The sequence below is a fragment of the Bdellovibrio bacteriovorus genome (assembly GCF_001592755.1).
Lineage (GTDB): Bacteria > Bdellovibrionota > Bdellovibrionia > Bdellovibrionales > Bdellovibrionaceae > Bdellovibrio > Bdellovibrio bacteriovorus_E.
On record NZ_LUKF01000001.1, the window covers coordinates 167,733 to 183,271 of the forward strand.

General features: G+C 45.1%; 19 protein-coding genes. 8 read left to right on the forward strand and 11 right to left on the reverse strand.

Annotation, left to right across the window (positions count from 1 at the left end):
• Positions 1–9: 9 nt before the first annotated feature.
• On the reverse strand, positions 10–696 hold the full coding sequence (ung, locus tag AZI85_RS00770) for a uracil-DNA glycosylase (RefSeq protein ID WP_063242295.1): 687 nt from the start codon (positions 694–696) through the stop codon (positions 10–12).
• Positions 697–843: 147 nt separating this feature from the next.
• Here ung and AZI85_RS00775 point away from each other — a divergent pair, with 147 nt between their 5' ends.
• Together AZI85_RS00775 and AZI85_RS00780 are read left to right on the forward strand one after the other, a co-directional pair.
• Positions 844–1,245, forward strand: a complete 402-nt coding sequence (locus AZI85_RS00775; protein ID WP_063205282.1) for a hypothetical protein — start codon at positions 844–846, stop codon at positions 1,243–1,245.
• Between the two features lie 29 nt (positions 1,246–1,274).
• Positions 1,275–2,234 (forward strand): aldo/keto reductase family protein, encoded by a 960-nt coding sequence (locus AZI85_RS00780; RefSeq protein ID WP_063242296.1) that lies wholly within the window; start codon positions 1,275–1,277, stop codon positions 2,232–2,234.
• 191 nt (positions 2,235–2,425) lie between these two features.
• On the opposite strand, the gene AZI85_RS00785 is transcribed toward AZI85_RS00780, so the two are convergent.
• A complete protein-coding gene (locus AZI85_RS00785) occupies positions 2,426–3,313 on the reverse strand; it encodes a M14 family zinc carboxypeptidase (RefSeq protein ID WP_253720753.1) in 888 nt (295 codons plus the stop codon).
• 164 nt (positions 3,314–3,477) lie between these two features.
• On the opposite strand from AZI85_RS00785, the gene AZI85_RS00790 reads away from it, so the two are divergent.
• Positions 3,478–3,699: a hypothetical protein gene (locus AZI85_RS00790; protein ID WP_063205284.1), complete on the forward strand. Its 222-nt coding sequence runs from the start codon at positions 3,478–3,480 to the stop codon at positions 3,697–3,699.
• A 102-nt stretch (positions 3,700–3,801) separates the two neighbouring features.
• Entirely contained in the window at positions 3,802–4,146 is a 345-nt protein-coding gene (locus AZI85_RS00795) for a hypothetical protein (RefSeq protein WP_063242297.1), read from the forward strand.
• A gap of 2 nt (positions 4,147–4,148) precedes the next feature.
• Here AZI85_RS00795 and AZI85_RS00800 read toward each other — a convergent pair whose 3' ends face one another.
• Together AZI85_RS00800 and AZI85_RS00805 are read right to left on the reverse strand one after the other, a co-directional pair.
• Positions 4,149–5,474 carry a polysaccharide deacetylase family protein gene (locus AZI85_RS00800; protein ID WP_063242298.1) on the reverse strand — a complete coding sequence of 442 codons (1,326 nt, stop codon included), beginning with the start codon at positions 5,472–5,474 and terminating at the stop codon, positions 4,149–4,151.
• Positions 5,475–5,682: 208 nt separating this feature from the next.
• On the reverse strand, positions 5,683–6,504 hold the full coding sequence (locus AZI85_RS00805) for a hypothetical protein (protein ID WP_063242299.1): 822 nt from the start codon (positions 6,502–6,504) through the stop codon (positions 5,683–5,685).
• A 190-nt stretch (positions 6,505–6,694) separates the two neighbouring features.
• Between AZI85_RS00805 and lexA the strand changes: the two genes are divergently transcribed.
• Together lexA and AZI85_RS00815 are read left to right on the forward strand one after the other, a co-directional pair.
• Positions 6,695–7,420 carry a transcriptional repressor LexA gene (gene lexA / locus AZI85_RS00810; protein ID WP_063205288.1) on the forward strand — a complete coding sequence of 242 codons (726 nt, stop codon included), beginning with the start codon at positions 6,695–6,697 and terminating at the stop codon, positions 7,418–7,420.
• 85 nt (positions 7,421–7,505) lie between these two features.
• Positions 7,506–8,006: a GAF domain-containing protein gene (locus AZI85_RS00815; RefSeq protein WP_063242300.1), complete on the forward strand. Its 501-nt coding sequence runs from the start codon at positions 7,506–7,508 to the stop codon at positions 8,004–8,006.
• A 40-nt stretch (positions 8,007–8,046) separates the two neighbouring features.
• On the opposite strand, the gene AZI85_RS00820 is transcribed toward AZI85_RS00815, so the two are convergent.
• From AZI85_RS00820 to AZI85_RS00840, 5 genes are all read right to left on the reverse strand, one after another.
• On the reverse strand, positions 8,047–8,802 hold the full coding sequence (locus AZI85_RS00820; protein WP_155723873.1) for a ferritin-like domain-containing protein: 756 nt from the start codon (positions 8,800–8,802) through the stop codon (positions 8,047–8,049).
• A 9-nt stretch (positions 8,803–8,811) separates the two neighbouring features.
• Positions 8,812–9,996, reverse strand: a complete 1,185-nt coding sequence (locus AZI85_RS00825) for a hypothetical protein (protein ID WP_063242301.1) — start codon at positions 9,994–9,996, stop codon at positions 8,812–8,814.
• A 220-nt stretch (positions 9,997–10,216) separates the two neighbouring features.
• Positions 10,217–10,588 carry a TraR/DksA family transcriptional regulator gene (locus tag AZI85_RS00830; protein WP_063242302.1) on the reverse strand — a complete coding sequence of 124 codons (372 nt, stop codon included), beginning with the start codon at positions 10,586–10,588 and terminating at the stop codon, positions 10,217–10,219.
• A gap of 431 nt (positions 10,589–11,019) precedes the next feature.
• Entirely contained in the window at positions 11,020–11,364 is a 345-nt protein-coding gene (locus tag AZI85_RS00835; RefSeq protein ID WP_063205293.1) for a hypothetical protein, read from the reverse strand.
• Between the two features lie 94 nt (positions 11,365–11,458).
• Entirely contained in the window at positions 11,459–12,067 is a 609-nt protein-coding gene (locus tag AZI85_RS00840) for a TetR/AcrR family transcriptional regulator (RefSeq protein WP_063205294.1), read from the reverse strand.
• 137 nt (positions 12,068–12,204) lie between these two features.
• Between AZI85_RS00840 and AZI85_RS00845 the strand changes: the two genes are divergently transcribed.
• Complete coding sequence (locus tag AZI85_RS00845) at positions 12,205–13,488, forward strand: penicillin-binding transpeptidase domain-containing protein (RefSeq protein WP_063242303.1); 1,284 nt, start codon at positions 12,205–12,207, stop codon at positions 13,486–13,488.
• 54 nt (positions 13,489–13,542) lie between these two features.
• On the opposite strand, the gene AZI85_RS00850 is transcribed toward AZI85_RS00845, so the two are convergent.
• Together AZI85_RS00850 and AZI85_RS00855 are read right to left on the reverse strand one after the other, a co-directional pair.
• Positions 13,543–14,118 carry an FxsA family protein gene (locus tag AZI85_RS00850; protein ID WP_253720755.1) on the reverse strand — a complete coding sequence of 192 codons (576 nt, stop codon included), beginning with the start codon at positions 14,116–14,118 and terminating at the stop codon, positions 13,543–13,545.
• Positions 14,119–14,172: 54 nt separating this feature from the next.
• A complete protein-coding gene (locus AZI85_RS00855) occupies positions 14,173–14,943 on the reverse strand; it encodes an exodeoxyribonuclease III (RefSeq protein ID WP_253720757.1) in 771 nt (256 codons plus the stop codon).
• Positions 14,944–15,010: 67 nt separating this feature from the next.
• On the opposite strand from AZI85_RS00855, the gene AZI85_RS00860 reads away from it, so the two are divergent.
• Complete coding sequence (locus AZI85_RS00860) at positions 15,011–15,538, forward strand: peroxiredoxin (RefSeq protein ID WP_081110862.1); 528 nt, start codon at positions 15,011–15,013, stop codon at positions 15,536–15,538.
• Position 15,539 lies beyond the last annotated feature (1 nt).

A 15,539-nucleotide genomic window follows, 5' to 3' on the forward strand; every position in this document is an offset into this window, starting at 1 on the left:
CCTTTCTGCTTAAAGACTCCAGTCAATTTCAGGAATACCGTGAGAGCGAAGATAAGCGTTGGTTTTTGAAAAAGGTTTGGTTCCGAAAAAGCCACGATGCGCTGAAAGTGGTGACGGGTGAACAGCTTCAATCACTAAATGCTTTTTACGATCAACAAAGGCCGCTTTCTTTTGAGCATACGAGCCCCAAAGAATGAAGACCAAGTGTTCGCGCTCTTCATTGAGTAAGTGAATAATCTTATCTGTGAATTCTTCCCAACCTTTTTTTTGATGAGCCGCCGCTTTACCATCTTCGACGGTCAAAACAGCGTTCAACAATAGCACACCTTGCTCCGCCCACTTTGTTAAGCAGCCGGATTTGGGAATTTGCAAACCCAGATCGGAATTCAGTTCTTTAAAAATATTTTGCAAAGACGGCGGAAAACGAACTCCTTCACGAACTGAAAAGCACAAACCATGCGCTTGACCCGGTCCATGATAAGGATCTTGACCGACGATCACGACTTTCACTTTGTCAAATGGCGTAAGGTTCATGGCGGCAAACCATTCTTCACCACGCGGATAGATGGTCTTACCCTTTTTGTATTCTTGCACAAGAAACTCGCGCAGAGTTTTCATTCGCTCACTGTCGAATTCGCTCTGCAGTCGCCGTTTCCAGCTCGAATCTAACTTAATTTCACTTTTTGAATTTTCCATCTCACCTTGATACATGACAAAGGTCTAGGTCCCGGATTCTAAATCAATCTTATTGGTTTTCAATTTATTTTTTGATTCCTGCCCAACTTGACCAGACAAATTTCGACCACATTGTTACACTATGAGTAGAGGAAAAGGAGGCCGCCTATGACGACCCTTCTCAACCCCACAATACAACTTATCGAGCAGAATCCAGAGGTTAAGTCCTTCATCTATCAACAGATCGTGGAGTTCGAACCCTTCGTGACACCTCAGACAATCGTCGCAGTGGTTGCACGGGATCCGAAAAAACTAGCGATTCAGTATGAAACAGAAGGCAAAGACTTTACCCCTGAAGGTCTCAAAAAACTCTATCGCATTGCGATCGTGTTGCGCGAGGGTGACACGAGCGTTGAAGCCGAAGGAGTTCACGAAGATATCTTCCAAGCTATTAAGTTAGCCAAAGATTCTTTACTGAAAGAGTTGGTTGCTATCCAAGATTCTGTCATTAGCCAACAAGACAGAATTGTCGAGATCAATCACTACTTGCAACACCCCGTTCTTCATTAAGATAATAGGGCTTCCGTGAAGGAGGCCCTATGTTCAATCCTACTATGCCCTACCGCAATGCGGGTCGTTGCGGTCTGAAACTGAGTTCGCTTTCTTTGGGAGGCTGGACGACGTTCGGGGGCACCGTGAAAGATTTCACTTCCGTACGCAGCATTCTTCGCCTGGCTTATGAAGCCGGGATTAATTTTTTTGATATCGCCGATATTTATGCCAAAGGTGAATCCGAACGCATCATGGGTGGAGCCCTTAAAGACTTCCCTCGTCACGAACTTGTGATCTCTTCTAAAGTTTTCTGGCCGATGAGTGATGACATCAATGATCGCGGCCTTTCACGCAAGCACATCTTAGAATCCGTCAATAAAAGTCTGCAACGTATCGGTACCGATTATTTGGATATTTATTTCTGCCATCGCTATGATCCCGAAACTCCCGTGGAAGAAACAGTTCGCATCATGGATGATCTGATTCATCACGGAAAAATTTTGTACTGGGGAACGAGTGAATGGACCGCCGAACAAATTCAAGAAGCGATGGATGTCTGCGATCAAGGTGGTTACTACCGCCCGCAAATTGAACAACCTCAATACAGCCTGCTTGCCCGCGAAAAATTTGAAGACAATGTTCGCCCGAAAGCTCAGGAACACGGCATGGGCTTAGTGACGTGGTCCCCTTTAGCTTCGGGAATGTTAACTGGAAAATATGACAATGGAATCAGCGAAGGCCGTTTATCTCGCATCGATTGGCTTAGAGAAACTTTTTATACTGAACAAAACTTAGAACGCGTGCGAAATATGAAGGCGCTGGCGGATGAGTTGGAATGCACACGCGGGCAACTCGCTCTTGCGTGGTTATTGAACCAGCCTGGAATGACAAGCGTGATTTTGGGTGCGACCAGCATCGAACAACTGCAAGAGAATCTGAGTTGTCTCAAGGTTCCGATGACCGAGGATGTAGATAAAGCTCTGAAAAAACTTTTTTCTTACTCCTAAAGACCGGAAAAAGACGGCGACATTCGTGCTTATTGGCACTGGAGGATTCCGTTTCTTTACTACAGAGCTATACTGAGCATGAAACGATCTCTTGAGAATAAAAGATACCATTGATTGGTTATTTAAGTTCTAAGAGATTGTACGAGACGAGACTTAGTCATTAGATTAAGCCTCGTTTCCATTTTTAGGGATCAGTGTTCTAGCGCGACGGGAAGAAAACTCGTCGGCGATTTCGATTCAGCCGTATTGGCTTTCGTCTTTCCATTTTCCAACTTCACTAAGCTGCCGATAATATCTTGCAACTTTTCAAACGGAGAAAGATTTGGCGGAAGACTTTCTTTCAACTCCATTGTCAAAACAGGTGTCTGTCTTTCAAGCCACATGTAACGACCTAAACTTCCAGGATAGTTGCCTAAAGATTTCCACGGCAAATAATCAAACTTGGGCGGAGGGGAAACCTTGGGACCGTCAAAATCCAAAACCTTTAGCGGCGTATGCACAGAAACGATGAAATCCGGTTGGAAGTCTTCCAAGTGATGCAAAGCACACTTCGTTTCGGGCTCACTTGCAGCTACTTCACCTGGGAATCGGCGCGGATTTGACTTCGTCGTGCGCTTCCAATTTTCGATTGCACCTACATCCCAATCTTTTGTGGGAAAGTTGCGGTTGATATCGATCTTGTTCGCATTCGTACGAGTTTTGTATTTCACACCATCGGGATTGACGACAGGAATCACCCGCCAAGAGTTGCGCGGATCAATGCCTTCCAAACGCTCCATCCAATAACGGCCGACAGTGCCTGCCGGTGTTTCATCTCCGTGGATTAAGCTGAACACCAATACTTTTTTAGCGCCTGGTGTGGAAGAGGGTTTGTCGTAATGGTAAATAGGACGACCTTCCGCGCTCACGCAAAGGGCTTCTACTTTGACTTTTTCACAAGCCTTCGTAAGAAGTTTGTCATCCCACGCTCCGGGGAATTTTTTTAGATCATTGATGCAGTCTTGTTGGATATTAGAAAAGTCTGCTTGAGCGCCAACAGCTGACATAAACATCAGACCAAATAAGATTGTCTTCATCATTTTTGTCATCACTTCCCTATTATCTCCGAACTTTGAAATCTCTCAAGATGAGAAAGTGGCTTTTTTTGAATCAAGCTGAGAATCCTTATAAATTGACTAAAGTCTTAGTGCCTTTCGTCCGTAATGTAAAGGGTGTGACGAATTAGACTCAGGTCGGAGGTTGTATGGTGAATCGTGGCGGTTTTAGTTTTGTAGCGATGTTGGTGATTAATCCCATCGTGATACTGTTTTATCAAAACTGCTCCATGGCCCCGGTGAGCTATGCGAAAAATACCACACCTCAAGTGAAGGTGTCGCGTCAGGTAGCGTCTGAAGCTAAGCCTACTGTAGCGACTATTAAGAAACAGACTTGCGTCGAGAAAAAGGAATGCCCCCAAAAGGAATAGTATTCATTTCTTGAATATCTGAATTCTTTCTATGCCTTTTACTAATCATAGAGTCCCTTGTAGAACGAATCATGAAGCATGATTCAGAACAAGGAGGCTTCTATGATTAAGTTCGTTTTAACTCTCTCAACAATCTCCGTTCTTTTTAGCTCCCCAGCATTTGCTTTTGTATCTCCGCAAGAAGAAAAAGCCCTGATTGAAGCTATTAACGACGCTAGCCCTGCGCAAACGCATGCAGAAGGCATTCGCTGCTCATTACGCAACCGCATGTGCCTAGTGCGCCTGCACGTGGCAGAACGCCAAGCTGGCTGCATGATCGAAAGAATCGCGGATGTCTCAGATTTATATACTGAAGAAGTAGAAAGAACGACGGGAAAAAGCGTCTTCACCCTTTCCCGTTATGCTCAAGACAGTTTGAACCACTGTGTAGCCGAGCTGTCTCGCTAAGACTATTTCTCGCAAGCCGTTGTGAGCGGATCAATCGGAGAATTCTGATAGCTCAATTGAGGGAACATATCACGATAACGGAATCTGTCGGGCTCATAACCTAGAGGTTTTACCGGCTCTCCGTTTTGATCCGCGCGCGGTTTCAAATCCGTCACCTTAATGTTGTAAGTATTCATAAACTGCACCGCCTGAGAGACCACCGCTAAATTCGAGCGGTCTTGCGTATCACGATGTTCAGGCTTCAAAAGAACCACTTTGTAACCGTTGTCAGCTAAGTAATTCAAAATCAAAGGAAGAGCTTCTGCAGATTGCTTAAACACATCGTGCATAAGAACGATACCACGGTTTTTGCTGCCTCTAAGAGCCTTCAAGAAACTTTGGAGGATCAACTGACGGCGCTCTTCATCATTTTTGTATTTGGAAACTCCATACTGCCAGTCAAAGCTGTCGATGCTCCAACCGAAGATTTTTAAACCCAACTCTGTCGCGTTACGACGCATGTTTTTGTTCATGCAACCATTTGGAAAGCGGAAGTAAGGGTCAATATATCCCGCAGAAGAAAATACGCCCACGTGACCGCCGATCATCTCTGAAAGGAAGTAATCATAAGACATTTTACCGCGGTTCACCTCACGGCCCATCATCAGCGTGTGATAGAACGAGTGAGAGCCCAAGATATGACCTTCTGCCAAAATTCTTTGTGTTAATGCTTTATTCTGTAGTGCCTGACGACCGGTAGAAAAGAAGGCCGCCTTGACGCCTGCTTTTTTAAGAGCCTCAAGAATAGGTACCGTTGTTCTTTGTGTAGGACCGTCGTCAAATGTCAGCATGACTTCTTTGTCGTTCAAACCCTGCATTGAAAGATAATCAATATTAGGAACTGTGCGCTCTTCAAAAGGAATGCGGCGGATCTTTTGGATGTCTGCATCCAAATTCAAAGACGCTTTTTTAGTAAGGTTCGCGATCATGATTTTGCGTTGCAGATCGCCGCTGCAATCTTTAAGAGCAATGGCAGCGTCGTCAGATTCAATAATAGACTGAACGTATTCAAGCTCACCCATCGGCAATGACTTCAGCTGAACACACAGAGCTAGATTAGAAAACTTGTCATTTCCAGGATTCACAATGAAAGCACGGAGTTTATGGAAGTGCTCATCAAATTCATTTCCACTTTTACTTTTTGAAATGTCTTGGATGATCTGGTTATACACGCCCGACACACGCTCCATCTCTGCCGCAAACTTTGTTTGCTCGTGAACTTCACCGGCAGCGAAGGCATTTAAACCTACAAAAAGCGACGACATTAACAACATGTGCTTTCTAAACATATGAACACCTCAAATTATATCAATTGAAGGTATCGCAAGTTCTGTTCCGGCTGAGCACGGTTCTATTCGGTACCCAGTCAGTAAAAAAGCAATGAGAGACACATTGTGCGGCGTGGGTGTCGAGAAGTTCGACAGGATCTTCTGTGAGGTGAATGAGTTTCAGATACCAAAAGCCCCTCTTGCGAAGGGCTTTTTTGTCGAACGAAAATTAAGGTTGTGGCTCTGGTGTCGGAGCAGGTTTTTGCTCTTCTGGAGTGTGAGTCACCAAATACGTAGCGATATCATCCACCATTTGCATATTGCGAGCGACGGATTCTAAAGTGTCTTTATCATCAGCTAGAAGCTTTTCGATAAAATCTTTCAAACCTGGCTGATCGGCATTGAAACCTTTGAAAGCCGGATTGATAAGAACTTCGATGCTGCCGCTAAGACCCGTACGGTCCGCACCCAAACGTGCTTGTAAAGACTTAAACTCGACATCTTCGATTTTCAAATTTGCAGGAAGCTTTTGAAAATCCACGGAAGCTTGCAAATGAAGTTTTGCAGAGATGATATTTCCTTCTGCATCCTTTTGCAGTTCGTCCATCACGACTTGTACAGTGATGGCGTCCCCATATTTTTGGCCGTAATCACCAACAAGTGACTTCACTAAGTCCTCAAGCTGGCCGCCGAACTCATTCAAGATCGACTGACCGAAAGCTTTCACCAAATCAAACTTCACAGCCAGATCTCCGGCAACGCGCGGAGCACTGCCATCACCATAGTGATAAGAAGCATTGTTCAACTGGAGGTACAATTCATTCGCTGGGCCTTTTTTATACGCCGACGCTTTCAAAGCGAAATCCAACGTGCGAACGGCGTCGACACGAAGTTCAGTGAATGCTACATCGAGCTTTGTCGACTCATTGTTGTAAGCCGCAGCAATCGCCGCCACCTTCTTATTTACTTCTTCTTTGTTAATAACGCTGGCAACGGCCACGGAGGAAACGACAAGAACGACGGGCGCTGCCACTTTAAGCCATGATTTCATGTGAAACTCCTGTAGTGATTTTTGGTTGAGCCCCCTTTTTATCACCGAGAAATCACACTGACTCGCGAAACCTGAACGGCTTACCCACTCTTAATTTCGCGTCCATTGCGGCGCTTCTAGACCTCAGAAAATATTTTTAAAAAGCTTATTGACTTACATATTATTTACACTGTAAGTTCATATGTAAGTTATGACAAAGAAATTGCCCCTCCCCCCACTGACACCGAAAGAAAAATCCGTTCTCGAGTTTATCGAGAGCCATATCTTAAGTTCAGGAGTTTCTCCGTCATATCAAGAAATTAAGGATCACTTCGGCTTGGCTTCGTTTAATTCTGTTCAGAATTATTTGAAGCAATTGACGAGCAAGGGATACATCGAAAATCCATTGGGTCAAAAGCGAGCGATCCAGGTGCTCCACTCAGCCAGTGCTGTGCAGGAACATCTTCAATCGAAAAAAGTCTCGACGACGACAGGATCTCACCGCTCACAGCTCCTCCAGGCACGTGATGAGGTCCTGTCCCTTCCCCTTCTTGGGAAAGTGGCCGCAGGTCAGCCGATTGAAGCCATCAAACATGACGAATTTGTCGATGTTCCCCCTTCTATGATTCGCAATCCTTCCAAATCCTTTGCATTGAAAGTGCAAGGCGACTCGATGATTGAAGATGGCATCTTTGATGAAGATATTATTTTAGTTCAAAAACAGGATTCGGCCTCTAACGGCGATATTGTTGTGGCTACGGTAGAAAATGAAGCCACGGTTAAACGCATCTATGTGCGCGCGCGTCCCGACAGCGGTTCTAGCGAAAAACTAGTAGAACTTCGTCCTTCAAACTCCACAATGAAATCTATGTGGTATTCACCTGAAGAAGTCGAAATCCGCGGTATCGTCGTGGGCCTTATCCGTAAATTCCAATAGTTCATATCTAAGCTTGCGTCAGGGATGACCAAGTTTTTCTTAAAGATTTTCCCCCGCATTTTGCTTTTTGTGATATCTAAGCAAAATGCAAAGCACACACGCTCAAATCAGCTATCAAGATAAATCCAAATTCTACAAAGAACTTCAGTCGGAAGCTTCTGGCATTCTTGAAAAAGAATGGTTTGTAAATTTAGCGAATATCTCAGCTCTTTTAAGACAGCATCTTCCTGATATTAATTGGGTTGGCTTCTATCTTCTTCACAATAACGAATTGCTGCTAAGCTCGTTTCAAGGTCTGCCTGCTTGTACAAGGATTGCTTTAGGAAAAGGTGTCTGCGGTACTGCTGCGAAAACGTTGCAAACTCAGCTTGTGGCGAACGTGGATGAATTTCCCGGTCACATCGTCTGTGATGCCGCTTCAAAATCAGAAATTGTGATTCCGGTTATTCACGACGGAAAACTTCTGGGCGTTTTAGATGTCGATGCACCTATTCTAAATCGTTTTGACCAGGAAGATAAAAAAGGACTCGAAGAAATCGTGCACATCCTTACTAAAGGCACGACGTGGCCGGAAAAGTTCACGTAACCTAAAACATAAAGGCGCAGTTTCCTGCGCCTTTAAAAAATCAAATATGGCGCGATGATGATTTATCTTCGCCGCGCTCCATATCGTCGAAGTTCATTTGTTTATAAATACTGGTGATAGTCATTAGATGCTCTTCTTCTGCAGAAAGAGCTGCTTCAAACTTATCAGCCATGGCATCCATATTCGCTTTACGGGCCATTTCAATTAAAAGCTCCCAACCCGCATTGTCCGTGAGTTCCGCCATTAACAGCGTCTGTAAAGACTGGGTCACTGTGGTGCGTGGGTCGGCCGCGACCTGCAATAGCCCCATGGCAGTCACCCCGTTGGCATCCGCACAAGGAGTTACGGCCGTGGGATCCGCGCCAATCTGTTCGATCGCATTTTTCACGATTTCAAAATGCTCAAGCTCCTCCTGATGAATCCGCATAAGATCTGTCAGAATTTCAGTCACCCCCGCCGCTTGGCATTTTGTGATGACCGATTCATACAGTCGCGCGCCGGTTCTTTCAAAAGCCAGACGCTCTCCTAATTTATCGATAAACGCTTCGGGTCGTATACCTTGCAATAGTTCAGCGCCGGTCGAGGCCATTCCCTTCAGACTTCCCGGAGGAGGAACGCTTCCGATATCATCGGATTCCTGAATATACTCTTGGCGGATTTTCACAAATTCACTTTGCGAAAAATCCGTCATCGGTGTCGTCGGTGTTTTTTCCGCGACTTGCATCATGCGTTTACTGTCTAACGGGGACATTTGAATCCCCGTACGATTACTTCCAATATGAACATGCTCTTTCATTTTTGACTCCTACTGAGGATAAATAGAGTTGCGAATTTGCGGACTGTTTAACTCGCCACCGGGTTGCCAGATATAACCTTGGGTGATGATCTCTGTCGGTGAGCCTTCCGAATTTAAGGTGTCACGATAGCGCTTGGACTTTTCTGATTCTTGAGATTTATCGACATAATTCGGGCCGTCTGTGCGTAGATCTACTTCCGCACGCAAGGTGTCCATCACAAACTGGCGCTGACTTTTATAAGATATCGGTGTGGGTAAAGTTTCAGGTAGAATCTCAGCCGGGTCCCTTCTTTCAAATTTTTTAAAGAGCTCCATCACGTGATTCAAATGTCCTAGCTCGTAATCCAGAAAGCGCTCCCAGATTTCCTTTAATCGAGGATCATCCTCTGTTTGCACGCAGCTATAGTAGTTATAAACTTCGTTCGCTTCGTGCATAAGCCACTTTTCCATCCAGGTTTCTTCGGGATCTATCAGGGATTCATAGTGAGTCACATGCTGTTCTTCAATGGAAGCAATCTCCGCATAAAGAAGCCTTGCCATAGGATCTGTAAAAAGAGGCCCGATATTCATATAGTAGTTATGTGTTTGCTGTTCACCCGACACCAAGGTGAGCGCGTTGAGCTTTGTGATCGGAGACGTATTATTTTTATCATAAGGTGTGCGCAAATCATCGTGCGGATGACGGTGCTGGATGATCGTAGGACGCCCCGGATGGACATCCGTATAACTTTGCAAAATATTATTCGCGTCTTTTCCCTCTAAGCGATCTAAAAGAGCCGAGTAACGATACATATGATCGAAATCTTCTAAAAGACCGAAGCGAAAACTTTGAGCTATATAGGGATCAGGTTCCACTTGTGCTAAGGCCGCTGTGACTTCAATAGCCACTTGTTCGTAAGCGATTGTTGTTTCCAGAGGCGAATGATCAGCGGGGATCAGCCAGTTAATCATTGTGTGCTGATGCTGCTCTACACGACGAAGCATTGCTAAATCTTTTTGCCATTCTTTATTCATACGCGCGCATGAATGAGAAAAGCGCATCGCCTCTTCTTCGATTCCATTCATCAAAATCACGCGGACGCGTGAGAACGCATCACAATCTAATTTGCTGATGGGTTTACGTACAAGATCCTTCCAGGTAAACCCCTGTTTTGCCAAAGGTCTGCCTTTTGTCTTTAGTAGGTCCAAGCTCATGATCTGCCCTTTCCAAAAATATATTAGTTAGGGCACGGTGAACTTCCTCCACCAGGCTTTCAATTCATTTTCATTTAAACTGCTTCAAATCACGAGAAGCAAAAGAAAGGACGCAAATGACATGTGTAGAAAAGCATGCCGAAAAAAACAAAGGGGAAGCGCATAGCACTCCCCCTCATATCCCCTCGAGATAAATTTCTATTTTAAGTACGTGCGAAAACTATCCGCGAGCGTAGCGTTTGTTCATGGATTCGCGAATTTCAGCACCTTCGATGCTCAAGCGAGTCCAAGGAATCGCGCGCAGACGTTCTGGTTCGATTTCTTCTTCGGTTTCTTCACAGTAACCGAATGAACCGCCCTCGATACGTGCAAGTGCACTTTCGATTTCCATCAATTGGGAACGAAGTCTTTCGTGCATGCTCAAGAATTCTTGTTCAGCAAGTACGCGGACAGTTTGGTCACCCTCATCGCCGCCTTTTTCTTCGTTCTGGTCCAAGTTCAAACGAGCTTCTTTAACCCTGTTCAGGATGTCTTGCTTCGTTTGCAAAAGCTTCGATCTGCATTCAGCGACCAGCTTTTCAGAGATAGCCATATTGCCCCCCTGTTCCTCCAGCTTAAGTGCCAATTTGGAACTGACCTATTAAGTTCTACCCTTGTAAATTTTGCAACTAAAAAATCTTACATTAACTTAAAATTAAACAAATCCATGAAAATCTTAATGAATATTTAAATGTAGCCATGGATGCGCCGATCCGAAGTCCTCAAAAATCGCGTTCTCACGTCAGGATCTTACAATTTCAATCCTGTTTTTGATTAGAGCCATCAGCATTCGCAGCGCGTTATAGTTTAGTGCAAACCTCCTAAAAAGAAAACTCACAGCCCGCAAACAGGCTCTAAAGTCTCATGTTAGGACACAGGGAAAAGTGATTTAGGCTAATAGATAAATAAAAAAAGAAAGGCGATCTTCCTCAGATCGCCTTTCAAAATGAAGACTCTCTCCCCCGAGAGAATGTCTTTAAGCTGTTATTTCAAACAAGAAGCCACGCGCGCCAGAAGATCTCCGGTCGCGGCGTTCAACTTAACAGCCATTTTTTTACCCTGTACTCCGCGGGTGCGGAAGGCTTGAGCGGACTCATCCATTTGTGCAGTAACGGCATTCACTGAGGACCCCTTTGCCGATGCAACAACAGAAGAATACTCTTCCATAGATGATGCGAATGTTTCGTGATTATTAACCAGACTGAGCATGATTTGCTGTTGCGCCGTTTGAAGGGCTTTAAGTTCTTCCTTAAGCTGCGCACAGTTCGAAGCGGCGAATGAACCAGAAGTGAAAAGAATCACAGTGAAGAATGTAGCGATGGTTTTCATTGTCGTTGCCTTTCAGTCAGTTGTGATCTGCAACTAAAGCAACGAGTCTGCCACCTGAAAAGCCGTTTAATTCGCTCTCAGGTGACATTTTTGGCTAGGACTTGAGAAATTTTTCAAACTCGTCCTTTGTTTCGCCAGAAGTATAAGGCAAAAGAAGACGAGCGACGTGACGGCGGCCGCGATCGATACTGCGCTTTCCCGGCTGCTTTTCTGCCGATTCAAAGAACTGCAAGAACGTCGTCGCCATGGCTAGTAAGGATTCCGCAATATACTGCATTTCAGACAGCTGCTCGATCTTCGCCATTTTGCCGTCCTTCACCCACTGGCGGTAAAGGATGACCATCAACTTCATCATTTTTTGAATGTGGTTTCTCCACATTTTTGCCAACTGTTGGTCTTTGCGACGAAGGGCATACATCTCGCGATGAAAGAAACGATAGCGCCAGTACAGCTCAAAATTTTCGTTGATGAATTCCAAGGGGCTGACTTTTTTCGTGCGACGAGGACGCCAAACATCATAGGTTTCCTTCGCCATGCGCTTAAAAAGTTCGACTAGAATTTCCTCTTTATTGTCATAGTGGAAATACAAATTTCCAGGACTGATTTCCATCGCTTTTGCGATGTGATTTGTCGTGATCGCCACGACGCCGCTGCGGTTGAAGAGTTCGATGGAAGTAAGGAGGATGCGTTCTTTGGTCTTCATGTCTCTAAGTCTTTAGTCCAAGTCCGCTAGAGAGTCACGCGAGAACAGCCTTGAAATCAGCAGCAGATGAGGCTTTCGGGTGTCTTCTTCTGAGATTGGCCTTGTAACCAATTAAAAGTTGATGCTACGATTAAATAATGCGCGCAAAAAACAAATATAAGTTGTTAAAACTATTCGCCTTTTCTGGAGCAAGCCTCTTCGCTTTGTATTCTCTTATGGGCTTCACCTCTTCAGAAAGCCAAGAAGCACCCGCTCTTAAAAAAATTCAAACTCAACTGGAACAAAGAACTCACATCGCCAAAGTGGTGGGAGAAAAAATTCGCTCCAATCAATTCCCAGAAAAGATGGATATCAACTGGGATGGTGAAGGCCAATCCGTAAAATTGGCTTACACGATTGATGAGGGTTTGCAAAAAGAGGCGGATCGCCTTTTGAAGTCTTACAAGCCCGATTACGGCGCGATCTTCATGATTGATGCGATGACTGGCGAAGTTTTAGCGATGTCGAGCTTTCAGCGCGACAACCCTTCGGCTCCCAACCTTAATCTTCAAGCGACCTTTCCTGCGGCCTCTGTATTTAAAGTCGTGACTGCGACGGCAGCGGTCGACAAAGCCGGCGTAAATCCTGAGCACAAAATCCGTTATAATGGCGGCGCTTACACTCTTTATAAAAAGAATGTTCTTTCTGACAAAGTGACTCGCTGGACGAATGTGATTTCGTTGAAAGATGCTTTTGCGCGCTCTATTAACACTGCCTTCGGCCGTTTAAGCATTGAAAATCTTCATCCTGAAGATCTCAATGAATACGCCAACCGCTTTATGTTCAACCAAGAAATCCCTGCCGACTTCCCCGTCGATATGGGTGTGGCCTATGTTCCTCCAGGAAAAGGCTTTGAGCTTGCGGAAGTGGCATCGGGATACAACAAAACAAATCGCATGAGCCCTGTTCAAGGTGCGATGATCGCAGCTGCGGTCGCTAACGGCGGGCAGGTCGTTGTTCCTTATCTTTTCAATTCTATTGAAGACGAAAAAGGCAGTGCTCTTTACCAAGGTTCGACTTTGACTAACGGAACTATCATGAGCAAAGAATCTGCGGCTAAAGTGCGCCAGTTGATGGAGCAAACCGTTGTTGCGGGAACTTCTCGCCGTTCGTTCCGCCCGATTGTTAGAGATCGCAAATTCCGCGAAATTGAAATGGGCGGTAAAACGGGTCACCTTACCGGCGACAACCCTCGTGGGCGCGTGGACTGGTTCGTGGGTTACGCTTTAGACGACGAAAGAAAAATCGCCGTCGCCGCGATCACTGTGAACAAGAAGTTTTGGACAGTAAAATCTGCGCACTTGGGACAAAGCATGTTCCGCAAATACTTTGGCCCTATCGTCTCTAACCAAAAAGGCCGCGTGATCTCTTCGGCAAAATAAGGTACCAGGTTCTTTTTAAAAAAATAAAAAAAGGCACCATCGAGGTGCCTTTTTTTATTCTTCTTCTTTCTTCTTTTCCTCGTGAGTGATTTTTATCGGTGTGACATCAAGCACATTTGCTTCATTCACCTCGCGCTCATTCTGAGGAGAAGACCCATCGGTTCTACGAAAGCCCTGACCATCATTGCGGAACTCATAATAACGGAAATCCATCCCCGCATTTCCGAAGCCAAAAGGTCCTTTCGAAAATCCGCCAGCGAAACCGCTCATCCCTTTAGCGACTTGTTTTGCCATGTAGAGTTTAAATCTCCACACTGCCAAGTGACGCAAGCCTGGTAAGAATAAAATTAGTCCCAACACGCGGGTGAAGAAAGATGGCACTAGGAATAACAATCCGGAAAGAAAGATCGCGCCCGAGTGAAGAATCTTAGAAGCCGGAAGCTGCCCGCGCATCACCGTTGTCTGCAGAGTCATCAAAGCTATGCGTCCCACTGTTGAAACGATAAAAAGTCCCAACAAGCATGGCAGAAGATAAAGCCCCAAAGTATTTAAGAAGCCCCAGTGACGAACTCCAACAAAGAAGATCACGATTTCTGCGATCACTAAGGGAAAAGGAATAAAGAACATCATGACTCCTTGGGAAAAGATACCTGGTACCTTTTCCACACAAAGGGAAGCAGGTACCTAAAGATCCAAAGTGGCTACGACGGGGCAATGGTCAGAGCCTTGAACTTGGTCGAGAATATCTGCTGAAGAAAGATATTTCTCAAGGCCTTTTGAGATGCAAATGTAGTCAATCCGCCAGCCCTTGTTAGAAACGCGGCCAAATGTGCGCATATCCCACCACGAGTAACGCTTTGCTTCGCTTGGTTTAAAATAACGGAAGGTGTCGATGAAGCCGAGTTCTAAAAAGGAATCGAACCACGCTCTTTCTTCAGGTAAAAATCCGCTGACTTTAGAAAGACGAACAGGATCATGCACGTCGATATTGTCATGGGCGACGTTGTAATCACCAACGACAACAACTTGTCTTCCCGTTTTCATTTTCTCTTTCAGATGGATATTGAGATCCTTCAAAAATTTTTGTTTAAAACCGTGGCGTTCTTCCCCGGAACCGCCATTTGGAAAATAAATATTGTAAAGATCAAACGCACCATGATCCGACATCACGATGCGACCTTCCGCTTCGTACTCGGGAATGCTGTCGAAATGAAACTGCACCGCTTGCGGATCTTGATGCACAAATGTGGCAACGCCGGAATAACCTTTTTTCGTCGCCGAAGACCAAAAAGAATATTCCCATCCTAACTTTCTTGTTTCAATTTCCACCTGATCAATGTGAGCTTTCGTTTCTTGCACGCAAAAAATATCGGGCTTTTCCGCATTCACAAAATCCATCAGGCCTTTCTTATAGCAGGCTCTAATTCCATTCACATTCCAAGAGACGATTTTCACAGTTTCTCCTTGAGTTTCCGCCCTAGAGGGAGCAACTATAAATAGCAGATGCAAGGAGACAGTGTCTATGCCAATGATTAACCAACCCGCACCCCATTTCACTGCGCAAGCCGTATTTGATTCAGGCGAAGTGAAAGACATTTCTTTGAACGATTACAAAGGAAAATGGGTCATTCTTTTCTTCTATCCTTTGGACTTCACATTTGTTTGTCCCACAGAGTTAACTCAGTTCCGCGAGCATCTTCGCGAATTTGACGCCGCTGGCGCCGTTGTTATGGGTTGCAGCGTAGATTCTGTTCATTCTCACAAACGTTGGTTGCGTGATGATCTAGGAAATTTGGGCTATCCTCTTCTTGCGGATTTAACAAAACGCATCGCACGTGACTACGGCGTGCTCTTTGAGGACCGCGGTATTGCGACACGCGGAACTTTCATCATCGACCCAGACCAAAAGATTCAATACATGAGCATTCACAATACTTCTGTCGGCCGCGACGCCAAAGAAATCTTGCGCGTCCTTCAAGGTTGCCAATCTGGTGAGCTTTGCCAAGCCGGTTGGAAAAAAGGTGACATGCACATTTCTCCATTGAAGTAAT